We start from the raw sequence: 20,994 nt of genomic DNA on the forward strand, positions 1-20,994 counted from the left end.
TTTATGGAGGCAACTTCTCTTAAGGAGGTTTATGCATCGGTTAATAATGATGCACGCACCGTTTATGTAGTACCTCTGATCCGGTATTCGCATAAAAAGTCTGATTACTTATACCTGCTGTACAAAAACCTGATTGAGGAATCGGATTATGATATTCAATCCATAAGTGTGTTCAATCACTTTAAACTGGTTGCCGGCATTCTTTCCAACCGTCAGGCTATTCTGCATTACCACTGGCTTGAATTTCAGGATTTTAAGTCCTTGCTGGGCATGCCCTGGAAAATGTTCTGCATCTATTTATTCCATAAGCTGGGTGGCAATATTGTGTGGACATTACATAATGAGTTTCCCCATGACCAAAAATACCTGGGGTTGCACCGTTTTCTGCATAAGAAAATGGCGGCTTGGTCGGATGTGCTTCATGTCCACTGCGAAAAAGCCATGAACATCATGAGCGAACGATTGCAAGCTTCAAAAGAAAAATTTGAGTTAATTCCCCACCCCGCATTTCCGGCTGAATCTATTGACAAATCCGTTGCCCGTCAAAATCTGAATGAGCATTATGGTTGTGAATTAAAACCGGAACTCCCTGTAATACTGATGTTCGGTAACATCAGCCACTACAAGCAGATAGAGAAAGTAGCTGATTTAGTTATAGATTTTGATTTTGAGTGTAAGCTTCTGGTTGTTGGACCGGTAAAAAAGGGCAACCTGAAGTTATTTGATGAATTAAAGGATAAGCAGAAGCAGAGTGCCCAAATCCAAATCATCCCGCAGTTTATTGATGAAAGCCGGGTACCCTGGTTTTACAGTGCCGCTGATCTTTGTGCTTTTAATTACCGCGAAATCCTTTCCTCTGGCGGTTATCATATGGCTAAAGCTTATGAAAAGCAGATAATAGCCCCGGATTTAGGCTGTTTGAGTGAAGAAGGAAAAGAGGCGAACGTTGAGTTATTCACCCATCAGGATGAACTGAAACAATTGCTTAAACAGCATTTAAAGGCACGCGCTAATGGCTAAGCTGAAAGAAAAAGCGTTTTGGATAGCCATTGGTGATGTCGCCGGACGGGGACTTTCATTTCTTACCTCCATTTACCTGGCCCGTACTTTGGGATCTGAGTTCTATGGGCTTATAACCGTTGCTCTTTCAATCCTTGGCTACGCTACCTGGGTTTCTGATATGGGGCTTATCAGTATAGGAACACGGGAAACAGCCAAAGAGCCTTCAAAACGTATTTTTCGGGTTTTAGAGATATTCAGGATGAAGCTCTTTCTTGGAATCATTGTTTTGATTGCCTCAACGGTCATCGTTTCCATGATAAATACCGGGGAAATTGAGAAGCAGGTTATTTTGGGATACCTCTACTCTATCGTCCCCTATATGGCACTGATGGAGTGGTTTTATGCGGGGAAACAACAGTTTGGTAAAATCGCCCTGTCTAAAATATTGAACGGACTCATATACTTTGTACTTGTCATTTTTATGGTTCAATCGGTTGAGGATGTAACCCTCGTACCGGTGCTTTATACCGTTGGTGTGACCATTGCCGCGTTAACGCTTGGTACATTTGCCATCAAGGACAAGCCTTTTTCCCTTCCGTCACGGGGTGTTCAAATCTATCCCGACTTGCTCAAATCGAGCTCTATTTTGGGATTAGGTAAGTTCTTTGCTCAAATTGTGCATTTACTTCCCCCTATTTTAATTGGAGGGATATTAACACTTCGTGATGCCGGTTTATATGGAGCTGCCTTTCGAGTGGTAATTATTGCCATGATGATAGACCGGGTTTTTGTGAACTTACTGTTGCCAAACCTTTCATCCCTTTGGAGCAGGAATCGGGCCGAAGCCAACATCAAGATAGATACTGTGTTTCGGTTGGTGTCGGCAGGCGGAGCTCTCATAGCCCTTGTAACGGCTATTGGTGCAGAGCAAATCATTTCTATACTCTACGGTGATCAATACGCAGAGAGTGTGATTCTGCTCCAGATTCTTTCGGTGATGATTGCCGCTACGTTCGTAAATAGCCTATTCTCCTTTGGTTTGATAGCCACCAATAAAGACAAAGAATATTTTTTGGCCACTTGTTTTGGCGGAACCATTTCGGCTATCCTCATTTTCAGTTTTACCGCTCTTGGAAATTCAAAAATGGTAGCAATTTCTGTTTCAGCTGCTGAGGTGATTATTACCTTGTTTACCTACTTCTGGTTCAGGAAAGTAGTTCCTTTAAACTACCTGAAGCCTCTGCTGGTCAGTTACCCGGCAGCTGTTCTGCTATTCTGTGGTTTTATTTTCAGTCCGCTGATGCCCCTTTTGAATGCTGCCATTGCTGCGATCATCTTTATCGTTATCATCTATCAGTTTGGCATTCTGAAGCCTGATCAATTTGAATGGGCGAAGAAAAAGGTGCTGGGATGAAGCAGCGATTGTGTATAGGAATTCAGGAAAGAAATGCAGCCTGGGATGCTGCATTGAATCAGCTGGGGGTGTGGTATGAAGAAGTGAATTACAACTTAGAACTGCATCGTGAGTACAGTGTTATAATTCTCAACAAGAAGCCCGTTAAGGCTCAACAATCAGCCCTGAAATCCTTTGTAGAAAACGATGGCCGCCTGTTAGAAATTGCGGACAATCTGATCTTCCTTGAGAAAAGTCAAACCCGGTCATCCCATGAAGATACACTCATAAATGTTGATCGTGAAGGCTTTCTATCTCATATTTCTCATGTAGATGTACATACCAAAGTAAGACTTCATAAGGATGGGGAGTTACTGGAAGGTCTGGTTCATTTACCTGCAGAAGACCATTCAAATCTTGCTTTTTTGGGCGTTGATGTAGCTGAACTGTTACAAACAACCTGTTATAGGAGAAAACGATTCTTTAGCAGAAATGGAGAACATCCGGATGAAATTGTCAGCAAAGTATCCAAGCATGAGCTTGCTGAAGTGCTTAAAGCTATTTTAAAAGAACTACACTTTCGAAGATCTTTGCCTTTCATCGAAAAGTGGACTTCCCCGACAACTAAACCTGTTTTTTGTTTTCGGGTTGACTCTGACTTTGGCGATAAAGAATCCATGGATGATCTTTATGCAACGATTCGTAAACACCAAAAATCGGCAACCTGGTTTTTACATGTAGAAGCACATGAGGATTGGCTTTCTCACCTCAAGACCTATGAGAACCAGGAAATTGCTCTTCACGGCTATGAACACGGTACTTCAGATTCTTTCAAAAAGGTTAACCGGAACATTCAAACCGGCAAAGAGCATCTCGAAAAAGCTAACATTGATTTCAACGGCTTTTGTGCTCCTTATGGTATCTGGAACACGGCACTTGAAAAATCCCTGAAAAATTCCGGCTTTGAATACACCTCAGAGTTTACCTTTTGCTATGATGGATTACCCCTCCGCCCGGCTGAGGAAAAACTCCCCCTTCAAGTTCCCATTCATCCTATTTGTACGGGTAGTCTAAACCGCCGTAAATATTCCATTGAGGTTATGAAAGGGTATTTCGAGGATGTGTTATTAAATAAATTATCACGGTTTGAACCGGCTTTGTTTTATCACCACCCTTTACAGCCCGGGCTTTCTGTTATCGATCACTTGCTGGAACTCACTGATATTCACGAATTTGAAAATCTTACTTTTGGTGAGTTTGCTGCCTTTTGGAAAGAACGGGAAAGGTTCACCTTTGAAGCATATTTAGATGATGGAAAAGTAACCATTGAAAAATCTTCAAATCCTGATAAGTTGATTCAGGTATCCATGAACCATTCCGAGTTTGATCTGATATCTACAAGTGAGGATATCATCAACCTCACAAAAACAACAAAATTAAAGTTTTCGAAGCCCTATCTTCCTAAGCCTGAAGAGGTACTTGAAATGAGAAAACGGGATTTGAATCTTCTTAAAACATCACTGTTAGATTGGAAAAACCGGGGGCGATTATGAAAGTAGGTTATGTGTCTCCCATGAGTATTGCGGCCGTCAACGGCGGACTCAGAACCCAGGCTTTAATGACGACTAAGCATATAACGTCTTTTGGAGTAGAAGCGAAATTGATTTCACCGTGGGATGATATGAAAGCCATGAACCTTGACTTGGTTCATGTATTCGGGGCTTCCATTGAAAATGTGGGAATTGTAGATCAGGTGAAAGCAATGGGATTGCCCCTCGCCCTTTCTCCGGTTTTCTTTTCCAACCGGAAAGCTGCTTTTATCAAAAGAGCCCTAAAAATGGAGCGATTGAGCTCTGCTTTTGGCTCCGGAATCCGTTCAGATTTTAGCGTCAAAACCGAATTATGCAGCAAAGCAGATGTCGTTATACCAAACACCTCAGCAGAGGCTGATCTCATCCGGGATGGCTTTTCAATTCCTAATGACAAAATTCAGGTCGTTCCAAATGGAGTAGAACAAAAGTTCGCAGAGGCTCAGCCTCAGTTGTTTATTGATACCTATGGATTGAAAGACTTTGTACTGTTTGCCGGTCAGGCCGGAGCCAAAAGAAAGAATGTAATCAAGCTGCTTGAAGTAGCTTCTGACCTTGATTCTCCTGTTGTAGTCATCGGTTCTTTTTACAAGGATGAATACGGAGAAAAATGCAGAACTTTAGCAGAAGAAGCCGACAATGTGACCCTAATCGAAACTCTTGATCATGATTCTGAACTGTTTGCCTCCGCTTATGCTGCCAGCAGCGTTTTTGTGCTTCCCTCCCAGTTCGAAACACCAGGAATTGCAGCCATGGAGGCGGCTCTGGCAGGTTCCAAAATTGTTATAACCGAGAAAGGCGGCACCAAAGACTACTTTGATGGATATGCTGAGTTCATAAATCCGGATTCTTCTAAGTCACTCCTAAGCGGAATAAAAAAAGCGTTGGAAAAAGAATCCTCAGATACCCTGAAAAATCATATTTTTAAGAATTATTCCTGGCAACGGGTAGCAGAATTAACGGCTAATCAATACAAAAGAATTTTGGCATGAAGAAGATTCTCATTGCATTCGGAACCCGGCCTGAAGTCATTAAACTGGCCCCTGTGATCCTTGAACTCAGGGAGAGTTTGAACGTAACGGTTCTGCATACCGGTCAGCATAAAGAGCTTGTGGATCCCATGCTGTCCCTTTTTGACATTCAGCCGGATATCAATCTCGATATCATGAAGCCGAATCAGGATTTATTTGAGCTGACCCAATCCCTCTTACCCAAACTGAAGAAAGTAATTGAAGAGATTGAGCCAGATTTCGTGATGATTCAGGGAGACACGACGACTTCTTACCTTACCGCCTTGTCTTCATACTATCAAAAAATCCCGGTGCTGCATGTAGAGGCCGGGTTGCGCAGCCATAACCCATACTACCCTTTTCCCGAGGAAATGAACCGGAGGCAAATAACTCATCTGACTCACATCCATTTTGCCCCCACGGAACTAAATAAGAAAAATTTACTAAAGGAAGGCATTACTGAGGAAGCGATTTCAGTAACCGGGAATACGGTAATTGATGCATTGAACAGCATTACCAAATCAAAAGCATTCGACCATTCTGCACCCGACATCCTTTATGATGTGGATGATAACCAAAAACTGCTGGTGCTGACGGCTCACCGAAGAGAGAATCATGGTAAGCCATTGGTAAATGTTTTCACGGCCGTAAAACAGCTTTTAGCTTCAAATGACGACCTGATTGTTATTTTTCCGGCTCACCCCAACCCCAATGTGCTGGCTGCGATCGAACAAGTTGAAATCAAAGACGAGCGATTTAAACGCACCTCTCCATTTGATTACCTCACCTTTTTGCATGTGCTCCGCCGGGCAGATTTGATACTGACCGATTCCGGTGGAATTCAGGAAGAAGCCTCTGCCCTTGGAAAACCGGTGTTAGTGCTCCGAAATGAAACAGAAAGACAGGAGCTGATTGAATCCGGTTTAGGAAAACTGGTAGGCACTGATCAGAAAACCATTATCAGTGAAGCCAATGCATGGCTTCAATCAGATAATTATCCGAATGCTTCTTCTGTATTCGGCAAGGGTAATGCAGCAGCTATCATCAAAGAAGTGATTGAAAATCAGCTGTAATCCTGAAATTCATCAACTCCGGCCGGACCATAATCATCGGTAAAAAATTGAATAGCCCCAACGATGATTCCCTTCAGCATAAACAATGTGAAGACGGCCATGAGCCCGTACTCTTTGAAGGCCAGAATTAGTACCAGGTAAACAAGGAATAGTACAAATTTACCCTTCTGCTCTTTAATGGTTTGACGGTCGAACCGGGGAATTTTATCAAAAGGAAGTGTACTAACCATCAAAAAGGATATAACCACTATAAAAGGGATCAGAACCGAATTCACACCATTCTCAAGAAAGGAAAACAATTCCATAGAGTCTCTGAAGGTCAGGAAGAAAGCACCAAGGATAATGGCCTGGGCCGGGATGGGTAATCCTACAAAAAAATCAGGCCGTGGGTGGAGTCGTGCATTTACGTTAAAACGAGCCAAACGAACCGCTCCACAAAGTGGCGGCAACGCGCTTACCATAATTCCCACAAAACCCAGTTCGTGTAAACTCCAGCTGTAAATTAAAAAGCCCGGAGCCACTCCGAATGAAACCATATCACTGATGGAATCCAGTTCAATTCCAAAATCGCTGGTGGCGTTGGCAAGTCGTGCCATCAATCCGTCAAAAACATCAAATAAACCGGCAAGGGCGATTAGCCACGCTCCCCGTATAAAATCCCCGTCCGAAATTGAAATAATTGCCAGGAATCCACTGAAAAGATTCATCAGCGTAAAGAAACTGGGAACAGCGATCTTCTTATTCACCGGCGGCTTTTGCTCTTTTCTCCGCTGTCGGCGCTGCTTGAAAGAATGATATTTTTTCTGAATTGGATATTTCATTCGTTAATAACTCCAATAATAGATTCTCCCGCTTTGGTAGTATCACCCGATTTCACTTTTACCTCTACATTGCCGGGTACAACCACATCCATTCGCGAGCCGAATTTCATAATACCAAATCGCTCTCCGGCTTTTAACTCGTCCCCTTCCTTAATGTTATACACAATTCTTCGGGCTAAAAATCCGGTGATCTGCCGGAAAAAGATTTTGGTATTGGAAGGATGAAGAACGCCAAAATCGGCCCTCTCATTAAGTTCAGAAGCATGTTCGGTCCAGGCCATCAGGTATTCTCCGGGATGATACTTGACGTACTCCAACGAGCCGGAAACAGGATTTCGGTTTACATGCACATTCAACGGGGAAAGAAAAATACTGATCTGTGTAGCTTTATTCTTCAGGTACACGTCTTCATTCACTTCTTTTACAAACACCACCTTTCCATCGGCCGGTGAAATAATCAGGTTTTCATCTTCAGGAATATTACGGTCAGGATCCCGGAAGAAAAATACGGTAAGTGCACTCAAAGTCCCCATTCCTGCATAAATTACATAGGCAAACCAGTGGTTCAGAAAATAGTAAGCGAATCCACATACCAATATGGAAACGGTTAGTACGAGTGCAATTGTGGGGTATCCTTCCTTAGATAACATAATTAAAGTCCGAAGTATCTGAATGCATCATTAAACATTACAAAAATGAATAATCCAATCATCAGGAAAAAGCCAATTTGTTGAGCGATCATGCGAACTTTTTCAGAAGGCTCACGACGAGTTATGCCTTCGTAAAGCAGGAACACAAGGTGCCCCCCATCCAAAGCCGGAATCGGCAGAATATTCAGGATTGCTAGCGTGATACTCAGTAGCGCCGTAATGTTCCAGAAGCCAATCCACCCCGCCTGATCAGTTGCTTCACGGGTAATGCTGGCTATGGCAATCGGCCCGCCCAGATTTTGGGTTACCGAAATGTCTCCGGTTATCATCCGGGTAAAACCCTGTACAATGCCTACCGTTTGTTCTACGGTTTGATTATATCCTTCACCCACAGATTCCCAAAGTCCATATTCGATACGCATCAAGCCCAAGGTTTGGATTTGGGGAGAAGCAATCCCGATGGTTTTAGTATCCGGGTCAGGAGTAATTGACGCATAGAAAACAGAATCCTCCCGCTGCACTCCAAAAGTAACCGCTGAGTCTGCATTCTGGATAATCTCTACCAATTGAACCCAGTATTTGACGGTATCGCCATTTGCTGAAACGATACGATCACCGGCTTGTAATCCGGCTTCGGCAGCGGGTCTTCCGGCAGGAACCGATGAAATTTTACTTGGGAAAGAATAGGTCGGATCCAAAAAACCACGTGTTTGCAGGCTATCCAGGAAATTTGGAGAAACAGGAACCGAGATTTGCTGTCCGTCTCTCATCACCATGTACGTCAGATTATTTGAAGTGAGTTCAGAAGCGGAAACCAGTTCATTGAAATAAGCAACTCGTTGCCCGTTCACGCCTACAATTTTGTCTCCGGTTTCGAAGCCTATTTCATGCAAAATAGAGGTTTCAGGAACATAAATTCCCTCGGTATCATCAATGGGCAGAACGGCCTTACCCTGGCTGTAGGTCAACCCAAAGTAGATAAAGAATGCCAAAATCATGTTAAAGATAACCCCGGCCGTAATGGTAACAATACGCTGCCAAACCGGTTTACTTCGGTATTCCCAGGCCTCGGGTTCTTTTTCCAGATGATCGGTATCCATGCTTTCATCAATCATACCGGATATTTTCACATATCCGCCAAGCGGTGTTGCTCCAATACAATAATCGGTGTCTCCTTTTTGGAAACCCCATACCCGCGGTGGAAATCCAATCGAAAAGCGTTCAACCCGCATTCCGAAAAACTTTGCTGCTAAAAAGTGTCCAAGTTCATGAATAAAAACGAGGATCATCAGCGCTCCGCCAAAAATGAGGAGCGTATTTAATAAGCTTAAAAACCAGTCCATGTAAATTATTTAATAATTGTATGCGCGTAGCTTCGCGTCTCTTTGTCGATTTCTTTTAACGTCTCTGTGTTCAAACTATCATTCAATACGATGTTAGCCAAACTTTCTTTTACAATTTCAGGGATGTGAATATAACCAATTTCTTTGTTCAAAAATCGCTCTACGGCAACTTCATTTGCAGCATTTAAAACGGCAGGTGCGTACCCTCCCTTCGAGATACTATCCATTGCTAATCTAACACAGGGAAACTTATCAAAATCAACGGGTTCAAAGGTGAGGTTTTGCGCTTCATTCCAATTCATTCTCGGGGTATCTAAGGGGAACCGATCAGGGTAACTCAACGCATAAATTATAGGCACTTTCATATCCGGTAAACCCAGCTGTGCTTTACTGGATCCGTCTATAAAAGTAATCATGGAATGGATGATACTTTGGGGATGAATGACGGGCTGAATTTTTTCTACGGGAAGATCAAAAAGCCAGTGTGCTTCTATGATTTCCAGGCCTTTGTTCATCATGGTTGATGAGTCGATGGTAATTTTTGCTCCCATGTTCCAGTTGGGGTGATCAAGAGCTTGTTCAACAGTAACCTGTTGCATCTGCTCTTTGCTGAACTCCCGAAAAGGTCCGCCACTTGCTGTAATGATAATCTTTTCGATGTCATCCATCGACTCCCCCACCAAACATTGCAGCATGGCGCTATGTTCAGAATCTACCGGAATGAGCTGAGCCTCAGATTTTACGAGTTCGGCCATAATCAACTCTCCCCCCACTACCAGCGACTCTTTATTAGCCAGCGCCACTTTCTTTCCTGAACGAATGGCTTCCAGTGTGGATTCAAAACCGGCGAAGCCTACCAGACTGTTCAAAACCGTATCTACTTCAGGCAGAGAAGCTATGGCAGGAAGATGCTCAGCACCCGACATCACTTTGGTTCCGGACACAGCTTGTTTCAAGTTAGTATAGTATTCTTCATTGCTGATAAGTACGTATGCAGGATTGAATTCATGAACCTGTTCTGCCAGTAATTCCCAGTTAGAATGGGCGGTAAGAGCAACGATTTCAAACTTATCGGGGTGCTGTCGTGCTATCTCAAGCGTCTGTGTTCCAATGGATCCGGTCGATCCCAGAATAGCCAGTTTTTGTTTCTTCAAATCCTTGTCGATTTAGTTCCTTGTGAAATTAAGCAATGATTATTAAAAACCCATTTCTTTTGCCACTTCATACATTTGTGCATGAGCAATCACCGTATCATTAAGTGTAGGGGCATATCCCCCTGAGAGTAACAATACCAGAGGCAGATTTCGTTGGGTGATGGTTTCGATAACAATACGCTCTCTTTCCCTGAGTCCATTAAGGGTAAGTGATAACCGACCAAAATGATCGGCTTCTAACGGATCAATTCCACCTAAGTAATACACAAGATCAGGGTTGAAATCATGTAGAATTGAATCGAGTGCGGAAATAAGGGCTTTATGGTAATCTTCGTCTTCGGTTTTATCGGGCAGACCAACATCTAAATCGGAAGGCGGTTTCTTGAACGGATAGTTCTTTTCTCCGTGAATAGAGAACGTAAATACACTGGGATCATCTGCAAAAATATGAGCCGTTCCGTTGCCCTGATGAACATCACAATCGATTACCATCACCTTATTCACCCACTTTGATTGCTGTAACACTTTAATGGCCACTGCCACATCATTAAATACGCAGAATCCTTCTCCTAAATCCGGCATGGAATGATGGGTGCCACCCGCTAAATTACCGGCAATCCCATCCTGCAGGGCCATGAGTCCGGCATTGATGGTCCCCTGAACAGCCAGCCTGGAACGTATAGCAAGAGATTTACTCCAGGGTAATCCCATTCTCCGCTCTTCCTTCCGGTCCAGGGTTCCTTCCCAGATTGCTTGCGCGTACCTGGGCGTGTGTGCCATAATCAGGTTTGAATGGTCGACCATGGAAGGCTCTATGATTTCGGAAGTTTTAAGAACCCCACGATCCAATAAATAGCGATGCAGGCCACTGAACTTCTTCATCGGGAAGATATGATCATCAGGCATATCGGCAACGTAACCGGGGCTGTAGCTAACTCTCAAGGTGTAATAAAATCTTTAGTTCAATTTGATGATTCCCATCATTCGGCCGCTTTTGTCTTTCTGCCGGCGATACGAATAAAAGTTTTCATCTTCTATAGTACAGGAATCATCAATTTCAATATGATCGCTTTCAATGCCTTCATCCAACAGCTGCTGCCTGACAAAAGCCTTTAGGTTAACATGGGGTTTGGCATAATTCGTTCTGTCCACAAACCGGTCAGGAAATTCAGTTGCTACTTCTTCCCCAACCTCAAAATTTTGGAGAGAAATACACGGACTCACATATACTTTAACATATTCTGATTCAGCTCCAAGTGCCTTCATTTTTCGGATTGTTTTTGGCAAGATATCAGCAACTGCTCCCCTCCAACCGGCATGAGCGGCTGCAATTACTTTATTCTCACTATCTGCGAGTAGTACAGCAGCACAATCGGCTACCTGTATGGCGAGGGCTAACCCGGGTTTGGTGGTTACGAAACCATCGGTTTCCTCATAGATCCCCCCTTCGATCACTTCTTTAATATCCGTTTTGTGAACCTGAACTCCATAAGCTATTTGCTTTTCATCCAGACCAATCTCTTTTAATAATCGCTGGCGATTTTCAAGAACAGCGGACGCCTTTTCAGCAGTATTAAGCCCTAAATTTAAACCGGGAATATCTCGATTGGGATGAACCAATTCCTGATTTCGCAGCGTGAACCAGCTGGAAACAGAGTCATTATTCAGCAGATCCGGTTTTATATGCTTAATTCGTGAAGACATCTTCTAACTTCATTTTTATGAGTCCGGTTGGGAATTCTTGCCCTGTCCAGAGTTTAAATGCTTTCGCTCCCTGGTAAATCAGCATGTCTAAACCCTCTACTGGAATTCCACCCGCTGCTTTGGCTTGTTTCAGAAATTTTGTTTCGCGGGGATTATACACCACATCATAGCATATTTTATCAGATAGAAATTCTGCCTCTTGATCTTTTACAGGAGAAGCATCGGTATTGGGTGTCATTCCCAGCGGCGTGGCATTTATAATAATGGCTGCTTCTTCAGCATAAGCATTCCAGTTTTCATAATTACACATAATAATATCGGATTGCTCATCATATCGGCCCGGGCGACGAGAAACCATCACAATCTCTTCAACCCCAAGTTCACGCAGTGCATAACAAATAGCTTTGGTCGCACCGCCGGTTCCGAAAATAATAGCCCGTTCACCGGCAAGCTGATCTTCATACTCCTCTACAGGAACACGGAAACCATATTCATCGGTATTCTCTCCAATAATTTTTCCGTCTCGTTTTACAATGGTATTGATGGCCCCGATTTGTGCGGCCTCCATGCCCAGCGTGTCAATGGCATCAAACAATGTTTCTTTATAAGGGATGGTAATGTTTGCCCCAAGGAACTCTAACCGGTTAAAGTGGGCAATCAGGGTTGATATCTCACTGTTACGGACGGCTACGGCGTGATATTCGGCCTTCAATCCGTGATGATCCAGAGCCGTATTGTGCATTAAAGGAGAAATGCTGTGGCTTATTGGACTGCCTATTAATAAATAATGAGGTTGACGGCTCGATTCTGACTGTAAAAACTCGCTGAAATCCATACGTACTTTAATAATGACAAAAAAAATGCGCATCGGTGAGATGCGCATCAAGTAATGTAAATAATATAAAGATTGAAATACCTTATGCGGTAACTTCTTCTTCGGTCTCTTCCGTTGGCTCGATTGGAGTTTCTTTGAAGGTTCCGCCTTCAGCTAATTCCTTGAATTTCTCGAGGTCTTTCTTGAGCTGAGCAGGTGAATCTTCAATGAAAGAAGCCAATTCTTCTTCAGGATCACCGAAAAATGTACGGTAGTCCAGAGAAAACTCAACGCGTGTGCGTTCGCCGTTATCAAGCGGAGTAAATCGAATAGTTCCGGTTTGATTCAGATTACCGTTGATAGTAATCCAGGCAAAGCGAGTATTACGAAGGTTATCGATAAGATTGGTTGTCCACTGATACTCTTCTCCTCCAATGTCAGTCTTGTATTCGAAAGTTTGAGAGTTAACTCTCTCTACTAAATCTATACGTTCCAGAAACTTAGGGAATTCAACTGGGTTAGAAAGGAGCTCGTATACTTTGGCAAGAGGTAGATCAATTTCGATTCTTTCGTGCGCCATAATTTATTACTTGGTAGTTATGATCGTTAGAATTGTATTCTTTTGATGAACTGGTTGTCATGGAAACAGGCAGGACTCATCCAGATTGCTTTAAATTTACGGATAAAAAGATTAAGCCTCAATGTTCATCACAGATAAATAATCGGATAACCGTAAAGTTTTTTAAAAAAGACTCCCCCGCCTCCCTTTTGTTACACCAATATCATTGTTTAAAAAATAACAGCGGATAAATTAAAGCGATGAGTGCAGGTCCTTAAAGATATCATCGTGAATCGAATCTTTATCCTGCCCCGCGTCAATGGTTTTAAAACGGGTTTCGGTTTTGGCTAAATGTTCAAATCCGTCAAATACCCGTTTGAAAAAAGAATCTCCTGAGAGCTCCATCCGGTCTTTTTCGAAGTTCTTGGTCCGCTCGGCAGCCTCTTCCAGGCTAAGCCTCAAATAAAAAGTAAAATCAGGAACCAGGTTGTGCGTAGCTGCGGCATTGATTTGATTAATTTGTTCGATGGGCATGCTCTTGCGCCCAAACCCCTGGTAAGCCGTTGTAGAGTCATAAAAGCGATCCAGGATTACTATTACATCTTTTTTAAGCAGAGGACGCACTTTCTCGGCAACCAGCTGTGAGCGCGCTGATGAAAACAGCAAGAGCTCAGTTACCGGGTCAATATCCAGTTCGGGGTTTAGCAGCATTCCGCGAATCATCTCAGAGACATCGGTTCCTCCGGGCTCCCGAAATACCTCCACTTTATGCCCCAGCTTGATCAATCGTTCTTTTAGCAGGGAAATCTGTGTGGACTTCCCGCTTCCGTCTATTCCTTCAAATGTAATTAGCATGGAGTAAAGTTAAGGAGAAATGAGGAACAGAAAAATAGATCACGTTTTTGAATTATGATTAATTCTGGTACCGCCGCTCCGCTGCGGAACCCAATTACGAGGTTCAAATTATTCTCTTAACACCTTAAACATTAAACCCACCATTTCTTATCTTCGGAAAAAAGACGGATAAAACTCATTCATGCCCAATAAAAAAAGAATTCTTGTTACTTCGGCGCTGCCCTATGCCAACGGACCTATTCACCTTGGTCACCTTGCCGGAGCTTACCTCACTCCTGACTTTTACTGCCGCTATAAACGCCGTACGGATGCCGATGTAGCCTTCATCTGCGGATCCGACGAGCACGGTGTGCCCATAACCATCGCCGCAGAAAAAGAAGGTGTTTCTCCTCAGGATATTGTGGATCGCTATCATGAGATGAATAAGAAGGTATTTGAAGATTTTGGAATCACCTTCGACTATTATGGAAGAACCAGCTCCAAAGTTCATCATGAAACTTCCCGGGAGTTCTTTACCAATCTGCACGAGAAGGGATTCTTTAAAAAGAAAACGGAAGAGCAGCTATATGATCCCAAGTCGGATATGTTCCTCCCCGATCGCTATGTAAAAGGAACTTGTCCTAATTGTGGTTTTGAAGAAGCTTACGGTGATCAGTGTGAAAACTGCGGAACCTCCCTTTCCCCAACGGAATTAAAAAATCCGGTCAGTGCTTTGTCCGGAGAAAAGCCGGAGCTCAAAAAAACTGAGCACTGGTACATGCCGCTGGGAGATGTTCAACCAAAACTCGAGAAATGGATCGACAGTCGCGAGAACTGGAAGCCCAATGTAATGGGTCAGGTTAAAAGCTGGCTGAATGACGGACTTGCTGATCGAGCTGCCACCCGCGATTTAAGCTGGGGCGTTCCGGTACCTCTTGATGAGGCCAAAGGCAAAGTATTATATGTGTGGTTCGATGCTCCTATCGGATATGTATCGGCCACCAAAGAATGGGCGCAGGAACAAGGCAAGCCGGAGCTCTGGAAAGATTTTTGGCAGGATGAAGATACCGAGCTATACCACTTTATTGGTAAAGATAACATTGTGTTCCACTGCATTATGTTCCCTGTTGTATTGATGGAGCATGGTGATTATGTATTGCCCAAAAATGTGCCGGCAAATGAGTTTTTAAACCTGGAAGGCAAGAAACTATCCACCTCACGGGGTTGGGCTGTTTGGTTGCATGAATACCTGGATGTTGAGAAATTCAATCCCGACCTGCTTCGGTATGCGCTTGGGACTACCCTGCCGGAATCAAAAGATTCTGATTTCTCCTGGAAAGATTTCCAGACCAGAGTAAATACAGAGCTGGCGGATGTATTGGGTAACTTCACCAACCGCTCTCTTTCCTTCACGGCTAATTATGCGGACGGAAAAGTACCCGAGCTTATTGAGCCTTCCGATTTAGATAAGGAAACCTTGCAGTCAATCCGTGATCAAAAGGAGAAAATTACCCAGGCTTATGAGAACTTCCGATTTAAGGAAGCCATCAACGAAACGATGAATCTGGCTCGTATTGGTAATCGCTATTTTACAGAAACCGAGCCATGGAAAACACGCAAAGATGATCCGGTCAAATGTGGGAATACGCTATATGTGAGTCTGCAAATCAGTGCGGCTCTCTCCTGCTTGTTTGATCCTATTCTCCCTGCTAAAATGAAACAACTCAGAGCTCAATTTGGGTTAAGTGATAATTTCAGTTGGGATGACATCACCCCGAATATGCTGGAAAAAGGTACTCCTGTTAACCAGGGCGACATTCTATTTGATAAAATTGAGGACGAACTCATAGAAGAACAAATTCAAAAACTGTACGATAAAGCTAAAGCCGCCGACCCGACCCCGGATGTTCCTGAATTAAAGGATGACATCGAATTCGGAGATTTCATGAAGCTGGATCTGCGAGCCGGCAAAATCCTTACGGCTGAGAAAATCGAAAAGTCTGACAAGCTTATTAAGTTTACGGTGGATATCGGGCTGGAGAAGCGCCAGATTGTATCCGGAATTGCCAAGCATTTTAACGCAGAGGACCTTCCTGGCCAAAAAGTGAGTGTGGTGGCAAACCTCGCTCCTAAAAAGCTGATGGGTGTTGAAAGCCAAGGTATGATTTTGATGGCTGAAGACTCTGAGGGAAATCTGAAGTTCGTAGAAACGGACGCCGAACCCGGAAGTACGATTACATAGTTGTATACCATTAGAATAGCATTAATTATGTCATCGCGAGGAGCATCGGTGCCTAAATTTCAACTCAGTTATAATTCGACGCGTCGATCTCCCTTACTATTTGGGATGTTGCTATCCCAAGTTTGCTTCGTCGTTTCGCTTCCCAAACTGACATTAATAAACTTGTCTCCTCGCAAAGACAGTCCTCTTTTTTTGGAATACACTAAATGAAATTAGAAACTGAAAATACTTGTACCATCGAGGGTCTCGAGGAATATCCCTTAGGCTATACCTGCCGAGGAAGTCAGACCGTTTTTAGGCTTTTTGCACCTAAAGCAACATCAGTGGCCGTCATTATCTACGATGAATATGAGCACAAGGCCGGACTCGAATTTCCTTTAGAAAAGAACGAACACGGCATCTGGGAAACACTTATACAGGACACGTTCTACGACAAATGGTATGCGTATAGAATTAATGGACCCGAGGATGACCCGTTTTTTGAACCTACCGAATACCACATAGCTGACCCAAGAAGCCGGCATGTGACCTCAACCAATCACCACCTGCAATTCCCAAAAACAAAGATTGTTGAGAACAACACATTTGATTGGGAAGGTGATGACTATGTGACGCCTGAAGATCCCAGAGATCTGATTATTTACGAAACTCATATTAAGGATATGGTGGCCCATTCCTCTGCAAAAACCTTTGTGCAGGGAATTTATAATGATTTTCGAGAGGCTGAGGTTGGGGGAATCCGTCACCTGAAAAAGCTCGGAGTGAATGCGGTAGAGTTTCTTCCCCTTCAAAAGTTTGGGTATTACGAGCCACCATTCAACGAAGAAACCTACGAAGGGGTAAAAAACACCTGGAATCCCTATGCCAGAAATTACTGGGGATATATGACCTCCTTCTTCTTTGCCCCGGAAACAATATATGCTTCTGATGCTTCGCTGGAACCCGGACAGGTTGTGGGCAACAGCACAAAAGCAGCCAACGAGCTGAAGTCGTTGGTTAAGGCCCTTCACAAAGAAGAAATATCCGTCATTATGGATGTGGTGTACAATCATGCCTCGCATTATGATTTGAATCCCCTTAAGTACACAGCCAAAGATCATTACTTCCGGCTGGATGAAATGGGGAACTACCTGAATGATAGCTGGACGGGCAATGACATCGACACCTCCCAAAAGCATGCCCGGGAACTCATCGTAGAATCTGTTAAACACTGGATGAAGGAATACCACATTGATGGATTTCGGTTTGATTTGGCTGGCATCATCGATTGGGAAACCATTGATCTTATTAAAGAAGAAGCCCGAAAAATCAACCCCGATGTTATTCTTATTGCCGAACCCTGGGGCGGAGATTATAAACCGGCCGGCTTCTCGGACCATGACTGGGCTTGCTGGAATGATAAAATCCGAAATGGATTCAAAGGATATCACCCCAAAGAAAGTAAAGGGTTCATTTTTGGTGAAACCGATCCCAACCTCTCCCGCTTTGGCATCGAAAACTTATTAAGAGGTACGCTGGAATCCGGAGAACATGGCTTGTTCAATCATTCCGGTCACTCGGTAAATTACCTCGAAAGTCATGATGGATACACATTGGGAGATTATATCCGAATTGCTTTGGATCATTCAAAAGCTGATACCGTTTTTGAAGACAAAAGAACACTCACATCTCTTTCTGAAAAAGAAGGGAAAATTGCGAAATTGGCTGCGCTATCTTTATTCGTTTCTCAGGGTATAGCCATGATGCATGCCGGGCAGGAATGGGCACGCTCAAAAATGATTCAGGATCCGGCCGGTATTGATCCGAAAAATGGAATGCTGGATCACGACAGTTACAATAAAGACAATGAGACGAACTGGCTGAATTTTAATGAAATCAGTCTCAATAAATCTTTATTTGAATATTATAAAGGATTGATAGACTTACGGTTAGATGCCCCGGCTTTAAGAAAGGCAGCACCGGATGAGATTAATTTCAAAGTATATAACGATCCGCTTCATATCACCTTTTCCATTGACGGAAAAAGTTCAGGTGATATGTACGATTACTTTGTATCATTGAACGCAAGCAAAGAGCATGCATACGAAATTATACTTCCTGATGGCTATTGGGAAATCGTTGTAAACCCCGACAAAGCGGGATCTTCAACCATTCAAAGTGTTGAAAAATCAATGATTGTTCCCGCTACTTCAGGAGTTGTATTAAGAAAGTTGCGTGTGAGCTAAGCTTAAAATATTTTACCTTTTCATTTAAATTATCCTAAGGAGGAACACACTTGGCTGGAACAACCACAACCGACCGCGGTTCATGGAATTCAAAACTTGGCTTTGTACTCGCAGCTGCCGGCTCAGCGGTAGGACTTGGTAACATTTGGGCTTTCCCTACTAAAGTTGCTACCGAAGGCGGTGCCGCTTACCTGTTAATTTATCTGTTATGTACCTTTGCGATCGGTTTTCCGGTGATGGTAGCCGAGATTACGATTGGTAGAAAATCAGGCAAAAACCCTGTTGGTGCATTTAAAGCTATCAGTTCCAGTAAATTTTTCCCTTTGGTGGGATTATGGGGTGTTATTTGTGGGGTGATGATTCTCTCCTTCTATACGGTAGTAGCCGGTTGGGCTTTTGGTTTCGCCTTTGAGGAAATCTTCTACTTCTTGGCTAGTTCCGAACTATTACAAAATCTATTTGGTGGAATTGGTTGGGAATCATATTCAGCGAGCATGAAAGGTGCCGCAGACTGGCTTACGGATACTGGAAATGGATTTAAAAACGCGATTATTGCTACCGTTTTCATGCTGGGGACTATTAAGATTATTACCGCCGGTGTAAGCGATGGGATTGAACGCGCTACCAAAGCAATGATGCCCTTACTTATCGGGATTATTGTGGTGATGATTATTTATGTACTACTTCAACCCGGAAGTGCTGAAGGTGTGAGTATTTACTTATTACCGGATTTCAGTAAAATTAATGCAGGACTGATCTTTTCTGCCATGGGTCAGGCTTTCTTCTCCCTCTCTTTAGGGATGGGTGCTCTTATCACTTACGGTTCTTACCTGAATAAGAAAGAGAATATTCCTCAGGCAGCAGCTTTTGTAACCTTAGCTGATGTGGGAATCGCCTTTTTAGCCGGTTTACTTATTGTACCGGCGATGTACCTTGCTCAAAGTCAGGGTATCAACATTAATGCTGGTGGTTCATTGGCCTCCAGTACCGATCTTGTTTTCCAAATACTTCCTGCCCTCTTCCACACCATTGGCGGTTCTGTAGGTATGTTATTAGGAGTGACGTTCTTCCTGCTGCTTAGTATTGCAGCACTCACATCAACCATTTCGCTGTTGGAAGTACCGGTTTCGTACGTGATTGATGAGTTTGAAGTACAGCGAAAGAAAGCAGCCTGGATGGTAGGTTTGGGTATTTTGGTTGTTTCCATCACCGTTGCCTTCTTCCCCGCCTTAATCGGTTGGTTCGACTACCTGTTCAGCACCATCGGTTTACCTCTTGGTGGATTTTTAATCTGCTTGTTTGTGGGTTATGTATGGAAAACCGACCAGGCTTTGAACGAAATGGAATACGGGTTTGCGGGTATCAAACAAACCCTGTTTTCTAAAGTTTGGCCTGTTTTCATCAAATATATTTGTCCTGCAGCCATTCTCTATAATTTGATCTCGAATTTCATCTAAACTCATTTGTTATCCAAGTGGGCAGGTGGTATTTTTGAGCGAAATTTATCGGAGGAAAACTTAAAGAATGTCTAAAGTATCAACATCAGATTTCAGAAACGGTATGGTTCTGGATCTGGACGGAGAACTCTACTCCATCACTGAGTTTCAGCACGTAAAGCCGGGTAAAGGCCCTGCTTTCGTCCGCACGAAGCTTAAAGGAATTGTAAACGATAAGAATATTGACAAAACCTGGCGTTCAGGTGAAAATGCAGAAGCTGTCCGGGTTGAAACCCGTGAGTATCAGTACCTCTATAACGATGGAGAACTTTTTTACCTGATGCACACCGACACCTACGAGCAAATTCCCGTGAACGCATCCCAGGTAGAACGAAAGGGGTTCCTGATAGATGGCCACAACTGTGTTGTGGTTGTAAACGCTGACGAAGAGTCGGTGTTATATGTAGAACCCAAAGATCATATTGAAGCCACGGTAGAACAAACAGATCCCGGTGTTCGTGGCGACACCGCACAAGGCGGAAGTAAACCCGCTACATTGGAATCTGGAGCTACGGTTCAAGTTCCACTTTTCATCAACGAAGGCGAGAAAATTCGCGTTGATACCCGAACCGGAGAATATATAGAACGAGCTAAATAAGACTTATCATGGATTTAAAACTGATCAAAAACATTTTAGACATGATCGCCGAGAGTGATGTTAACGAAGTATCTCTCGAAGAAGGCGATTTCAAAATTAAAGTTAAGAAACAGGGTGAAGTTCAACAGGTTACCTATTCACAACCTGCCGCAGCGCCTCAAGCACCGGCTCAGCCTGCTGCTCCCGCACAACCGGCAACAACTCCTGCTCAGGGAGAATCGGATGACTCAGCGCCACAGGCTGAAGGTGATACGGTAACTTCCCCTATTGTTGGTACTTTTTATGAATCTCCATCACCCGACTCTGATCCTTTTGTGAAAGTTGGAGATAAAGTTTCTAAAGGCGACACGCTTTGTATTGTGGAAGCCATGAAGATCATGAATGAAATTGAAGCTGAATTCGGCGGAACGGTAAAGCAAATCCTGGTGGATGATGCTCAGCCCGTTGAATACGAACAACCACTTTTCATTATTAAAAAAGACTAAGC

Annotated in this window: 19 protein-coding genes; 10 read left to right on the forward strand and 9 right to left on the reverse strand. The window is 43.4% G+C overall.

Features of this window, described 5'->3' with window-relative positions; genetic code table 11:
* Positions 1-3 precede the first annotated feature (3 nt).
* Genes NM125_RS14455 through wecB form a run of 5 tightly spaced genes read left to right on the forward strand, consistent with a single transcriptional unit; the run spans position 4 to position 6,067 of the window.
* Positions 4-1,020: a glycosyltransferase family protein gene (locus NM125_RS14455; RefSeq protein WP_255135683.1), complete on the forward strand. Its 1,017-nt coding sequence runs from the start codon at positions 4-6 to the stop codon at positions 1,018-1,020.
* Positions 1,013-2,416, forward strand: coding sequence for an oligosaccharide flippase family protein (locus tag NM125_RS14460; protein WP_255135684.1), 1,404 nt, complete (start codon positions 1,013-1,015; stop codon positions 2,414-2,416). Before NM125_RS14455 ends, NM125_RS14460 begins: the two co-directional genes overlap by 8 nt.
* Complete coding sequence (locus NM125_RS14465; RefSeq protein WP_255135685.1) at positions 2,389-3,948, forward strand: polysaccharide deacetylase family protein; 1,560 nt, start codon at positions 2,389-2,391, stop codon at positions 3,946-3,948. The genes NM125_RS14460 and NM125_RS14465 overlap by 28 nt, the downstream gene beginning before the upstream one ends.
* On the forward strand, positions 3,945-4,976 hold the full coding sequence (locus tag NM125_RS14470) for a glycosyltransferase family 4 protein (RefSeq protein WP_255135686.1): 1,032 nt from the start codon (positions 3,945-3,947) through the stop codon (positions 4,974-4,976). Before NM125_RS14465 ends, NM125_RS14470 begins: the two co-directional genes overlap by 4 nt.
* Positions 4,973-6,067, forward strand: coding sequence for a non-hydrolyzing UDP-N-acetylglucosamine 2-epimerase (wecB, locus tag NM125_RS14475; protein WP_255135687.1), 1,095 nt, complete (start codon positions 4,973-4,975; stop codon positions 6,065-6,067). The genes NM125_RS14470 and wecB overlap by 4 nt, the downstream gene beginning before the upstream one ends.
* Here the strand turns inward: wecB and pssA are convergent.
* The 9 genes from pssA to tmk all read right to left on the reverse strand — a co-directional run bounded on the left by pssA (position 6,058) and on the right by tmk (position 13,967).
* Positions 6,058-6,888 carry a CDP-diacylglycerol--serine O-phosphatidyltransferase gene (gene pssA / locus NM125_RS14480; RefSeq protein WP_255135688.1) on the reverse strand — a complete coding sequence of 277 codons (831 nt, stop codon included), beginning with the start codon at positions 6,886-6,888 and terminating at the stop codon, positions 6,058-6,060. The two genes, wecB and pssA, sit on opposite strands and share 10 nt — an antisense overlap.
* On the reverse strand, positions 6,885-7,538 hold the full coding sequence (locus NM125_RS14485; protein WP_255135689.1) for a phosphatidylserine decarboxylase family protein: 654 nt from the start codon (positions 7,536-7,538) through the stop codon (positions 6,885-6,887). Before NM125_RS14485 ends, pssA begins: the two co-directional genes overlap by 4 nt.
* 2 nt (positions 7,539-7,540) lie before the next feature.
* Positions 7,541-8,881 (reverse strand): RIP metalloprotease RseP, encoded by a 1,341-nt coding sequence (gene rseP, locus NM125_RS14490; RefSeq protein ID WP_255135690.1) that lies wholly within the window; start codon positions 8,879-8,881, stop codon positions 7,541-7,543.
* Between the two features lie 5 nt (positions 8,882-8,886).
* Complete coding sequence (locus tag NM125_RS14495; protein ID WP_255135691.1) at positions 8,887-10,035, reverse strand: 1-deoxy-D-xylulose-5-phosphate reductoisomerase; 1,149 nt, start codon at positions 10,033-10,035, stop codon at positions 8,887-8,889.
* A 42-nt stretch (positions 10,036-10,077) separates the two neighbouring features.
* On the reverse strand, positions 10,078-10,977 hold the full coding sequence (locus NM125_RS14500) for a histone deacetylase family protein (RefSeq protein WP_255135692.1): 900 nt from the start codon (positions 10,975-10,977) through the stop codon (positions 10,078-10,080).
* A 15-nt stretch (positions 10,978-10,992) separates the two neighbouring features.
* Positions 10,993-11,739 carry a peptidoglycan editing factor PgeF gene (gene pgeF / locus NM125_RS14505; RefSeq protein WP_255135693.1) on the reverse strand — a complete coding sequence of 249 codons (747 nt, stop codon included), beginning with the start codon at positions 11,737-11,739 and terminating at the stop codon, positions 10,993-10,995.
* Complete coding sequence (gene aroE, locus NM125_RS14510) at positions 11,723-12,607, reverse strand: shikimate dehydrogenase (protein WP_255135694.1); 885 nt, start codon at positions 12,605-12,607, stop codon at positions 11,723-11,725. The genes pgeF and aroE overlap by 17 nt, the downstream gene beginning before the upstream one ends.
* Positions 12,608-12,656: 49 nt before the next feature.
* Positions 12,657-13,133: an SRPBCC family protein gene (locus NM125_RS14515; RefSeq protein WP_255135695.1), complete on the reverse strand. Its 477-nt coding sequence runs from the start codon at positions 13,131-13,133 to the stop codon at positions 12,657-12,659.
* A 231-nt stretch (positions 13,134-13,364) separates the two neighbouring features.
* Entirely contained in the window at positions 13,365-13,967 is a 603-nt protein-coding gene (tmk, locus tag NM125_RS14520) for a dTMP kinase (RefSeq protein ID WP_255135696.1), read from the reverse strand.
* A 181-nt stretch (positions 13,968-14,148) separates the two neighbouring features.
* On the opposite strand from tmk, the gene metG reads away from it, so the two are divergent.
* The 5 genes from metG to accB all read left to right on the forward strand — a co-directional run bounded on the left by metG (position 14,149) and on the right by accB (position 20,992).
* Positions 14,149-16,188 (forward strand): methionine--tRNA ligase, encoded by a 2,040-nt coding sequence (metG, locus tag NM125_RS14525; RefSeq protein ID WP_255135697.1) that lies wholly within the window; start codon positions 14,149-14,151, stop codon positions 16,186-16,188.
* Between the two features lie 206 nt (positions 16,189-16,394).
* Positions 16,395-18,413: an alpha-amylase family glycosyl hydrolase gene (locus NM125_RS14530; protein ID WP_255135698.1), complete on the forward strand. Its 2,019-nt coding sequence runs from the start codon at positions 16,395-16,397 to the stop codon at positions 18,411-18,413.
* A gap of 50 nt (positions 18,414-18,463) precedes the next feature.
* Positions 18,464-19,870: a sodium-dependent transporter gene (locus NM125_RS14535; protein WP_255135699.1), complete on the forward strand. Its 1,407-nt coding sequence runs from the start codon at positions 18,464-18,466 to the stop codon at positions 19,868-19,870.
* A 67-nt stretch (positions 19,871-19,937) separates the two neighbouring features.
* Positions 19,938-20,507: an elongation factor P gene (gene efp, locus NM125_RS14540; protein ID WP_255135700.1), complete on the forward strand. Its 570-nt coding sequence runs from the start codon at positions 19,938-19,940 to the stop codon at positions 20,505-20,507.
* 8 nt (positions 20,508-20,515) lie between these two features.
* Entirely contained in the window at positions 20,516-20,992 is a 477-nt protein-coding gene (gene accB, locus NM125_RS14545) for an acetyl-CoA carboxylase biotin carboxyl carrier protein (RefSeq protein ID WP_255135701.1), read from the forward strand.
* The last annotated feature ends 2 nt before the right edge of the window (positions 20,993-20,994 follow it).

Origin of the sequence: Gracilimonas sediminicola (assembly GCF_024320785.1) — a bacterium.
GTDB lineage: Bacteria > Bacteroidota > Rhodothermia > Balneolales > Balneolaceae > Gracilimonas > Gracilimonas sediminicola.

Bases quoted from the DNA above. Each gene is read 5' to 3' on its own strand.
- wecB (WP_255135687.1), top strand. From the start codon at position 4,973: ATGAAGAAGATTCTCATTGCATTCGGAACCCGGCCTGAAGTCATTAAA.
- accB (WP_255135701.1), top strand. From the start codon at position 20,516: ATGGATTTAAAACTGATCAAAAACATTTTAGACATGATCGCCGAGAGT.
- NM125_RS14465 (WP_255135685.1), top strand. From the start codon at position 2,389: ATGGGCGAAGAAAAAGGTGCTGGGATGAAGCAGCGATTGTGTATAGGA.
- NM125_RS14485 (WP_255135689.1), bottom strand. From the start codon at position 7,538: ATGTTATCTAAGGAAGGATACCCCACAATTGCACTCGTACTAACCGTT.
- NM125_RS14530 (WP_255135698.1), top strand. From the start codon at position 16,395: ATGAAATTAGAAACTGAAAATACTTGTACCATCGAGGGTCTCGAGGAA.
- tmk (WP_255135696.1), bottom strand. From the start codon at position 13,967: ATGCTAATTACATTTGAAGGAATAGACGGAAGCGGGAAGTCCACACAG.
- metG (WP_255135697.1), top strand. From the start codon at position 14,149: ATGCCCAATAAAAAAAGAATTCTTGTTACTTCGGCGCTGCCCTATGCC.
- rseP (WP_255135690.1), bottom strand. From the start codon at position 8,881: ATGGACTGGTTTTTAAGCTTATTAAATACGCTCCTCATTTTTGGCGGA.
- aroE (WP_255135694.1), bottom strand. From the start codon at position 12,607: ATGCGCATTTTTTTTGTCATTATTAAAGTACGTATGGATTTCAGCGAG.
- pgeF (WP_255135693.1), bottom strand. From the start codon at position 11,739: ATGTCTTCACGAATTAAGCATATAAAACCGGATCTGCTGAATAATGAC.
- NM125_RS14460 (WP_255135684.1), top strand. From the start codon at position 1,013: ATGGCTAAGCTGAAAGAAAAAGCGTTTTGGATAGCCATTGGTGATGTC.
- NM125_RS14455 (WP_255135683.1), top strand. From the start codon at position 4: ATGGAGGCAACTTCTCTTAAGGAGGTTTATGCATCGGTTAATAATGAT.
- efp (WP_255135700.1), top strand. From the start codon at position 19,938: ATGTCTAAAGTATCAACATCAGATTTCAGAAACGGTATGGTTCTGGAT.
- pssA (WP_255135688.1), bottom strand. From the start codon at position 6,888: ATGAAATATCCAATTCAGAAAAAATATCATTCTTTCAAGCAGCGCCGA.
- NM125_RS14470 (WP_255135686.1), top strand. From the start codon at position 3,945: ATGAAAGTAGGTTATGTGTCTCCCATGAGTATTGCGGCCGTCAACGGC.
- NM125_RS14515 (WP_255135695.1), bottom strand. From the start codon at position 13,133: ATGGCGCACGAAAGAATCGAAATTGATCTACCTCTTGCCAAAGTATAC.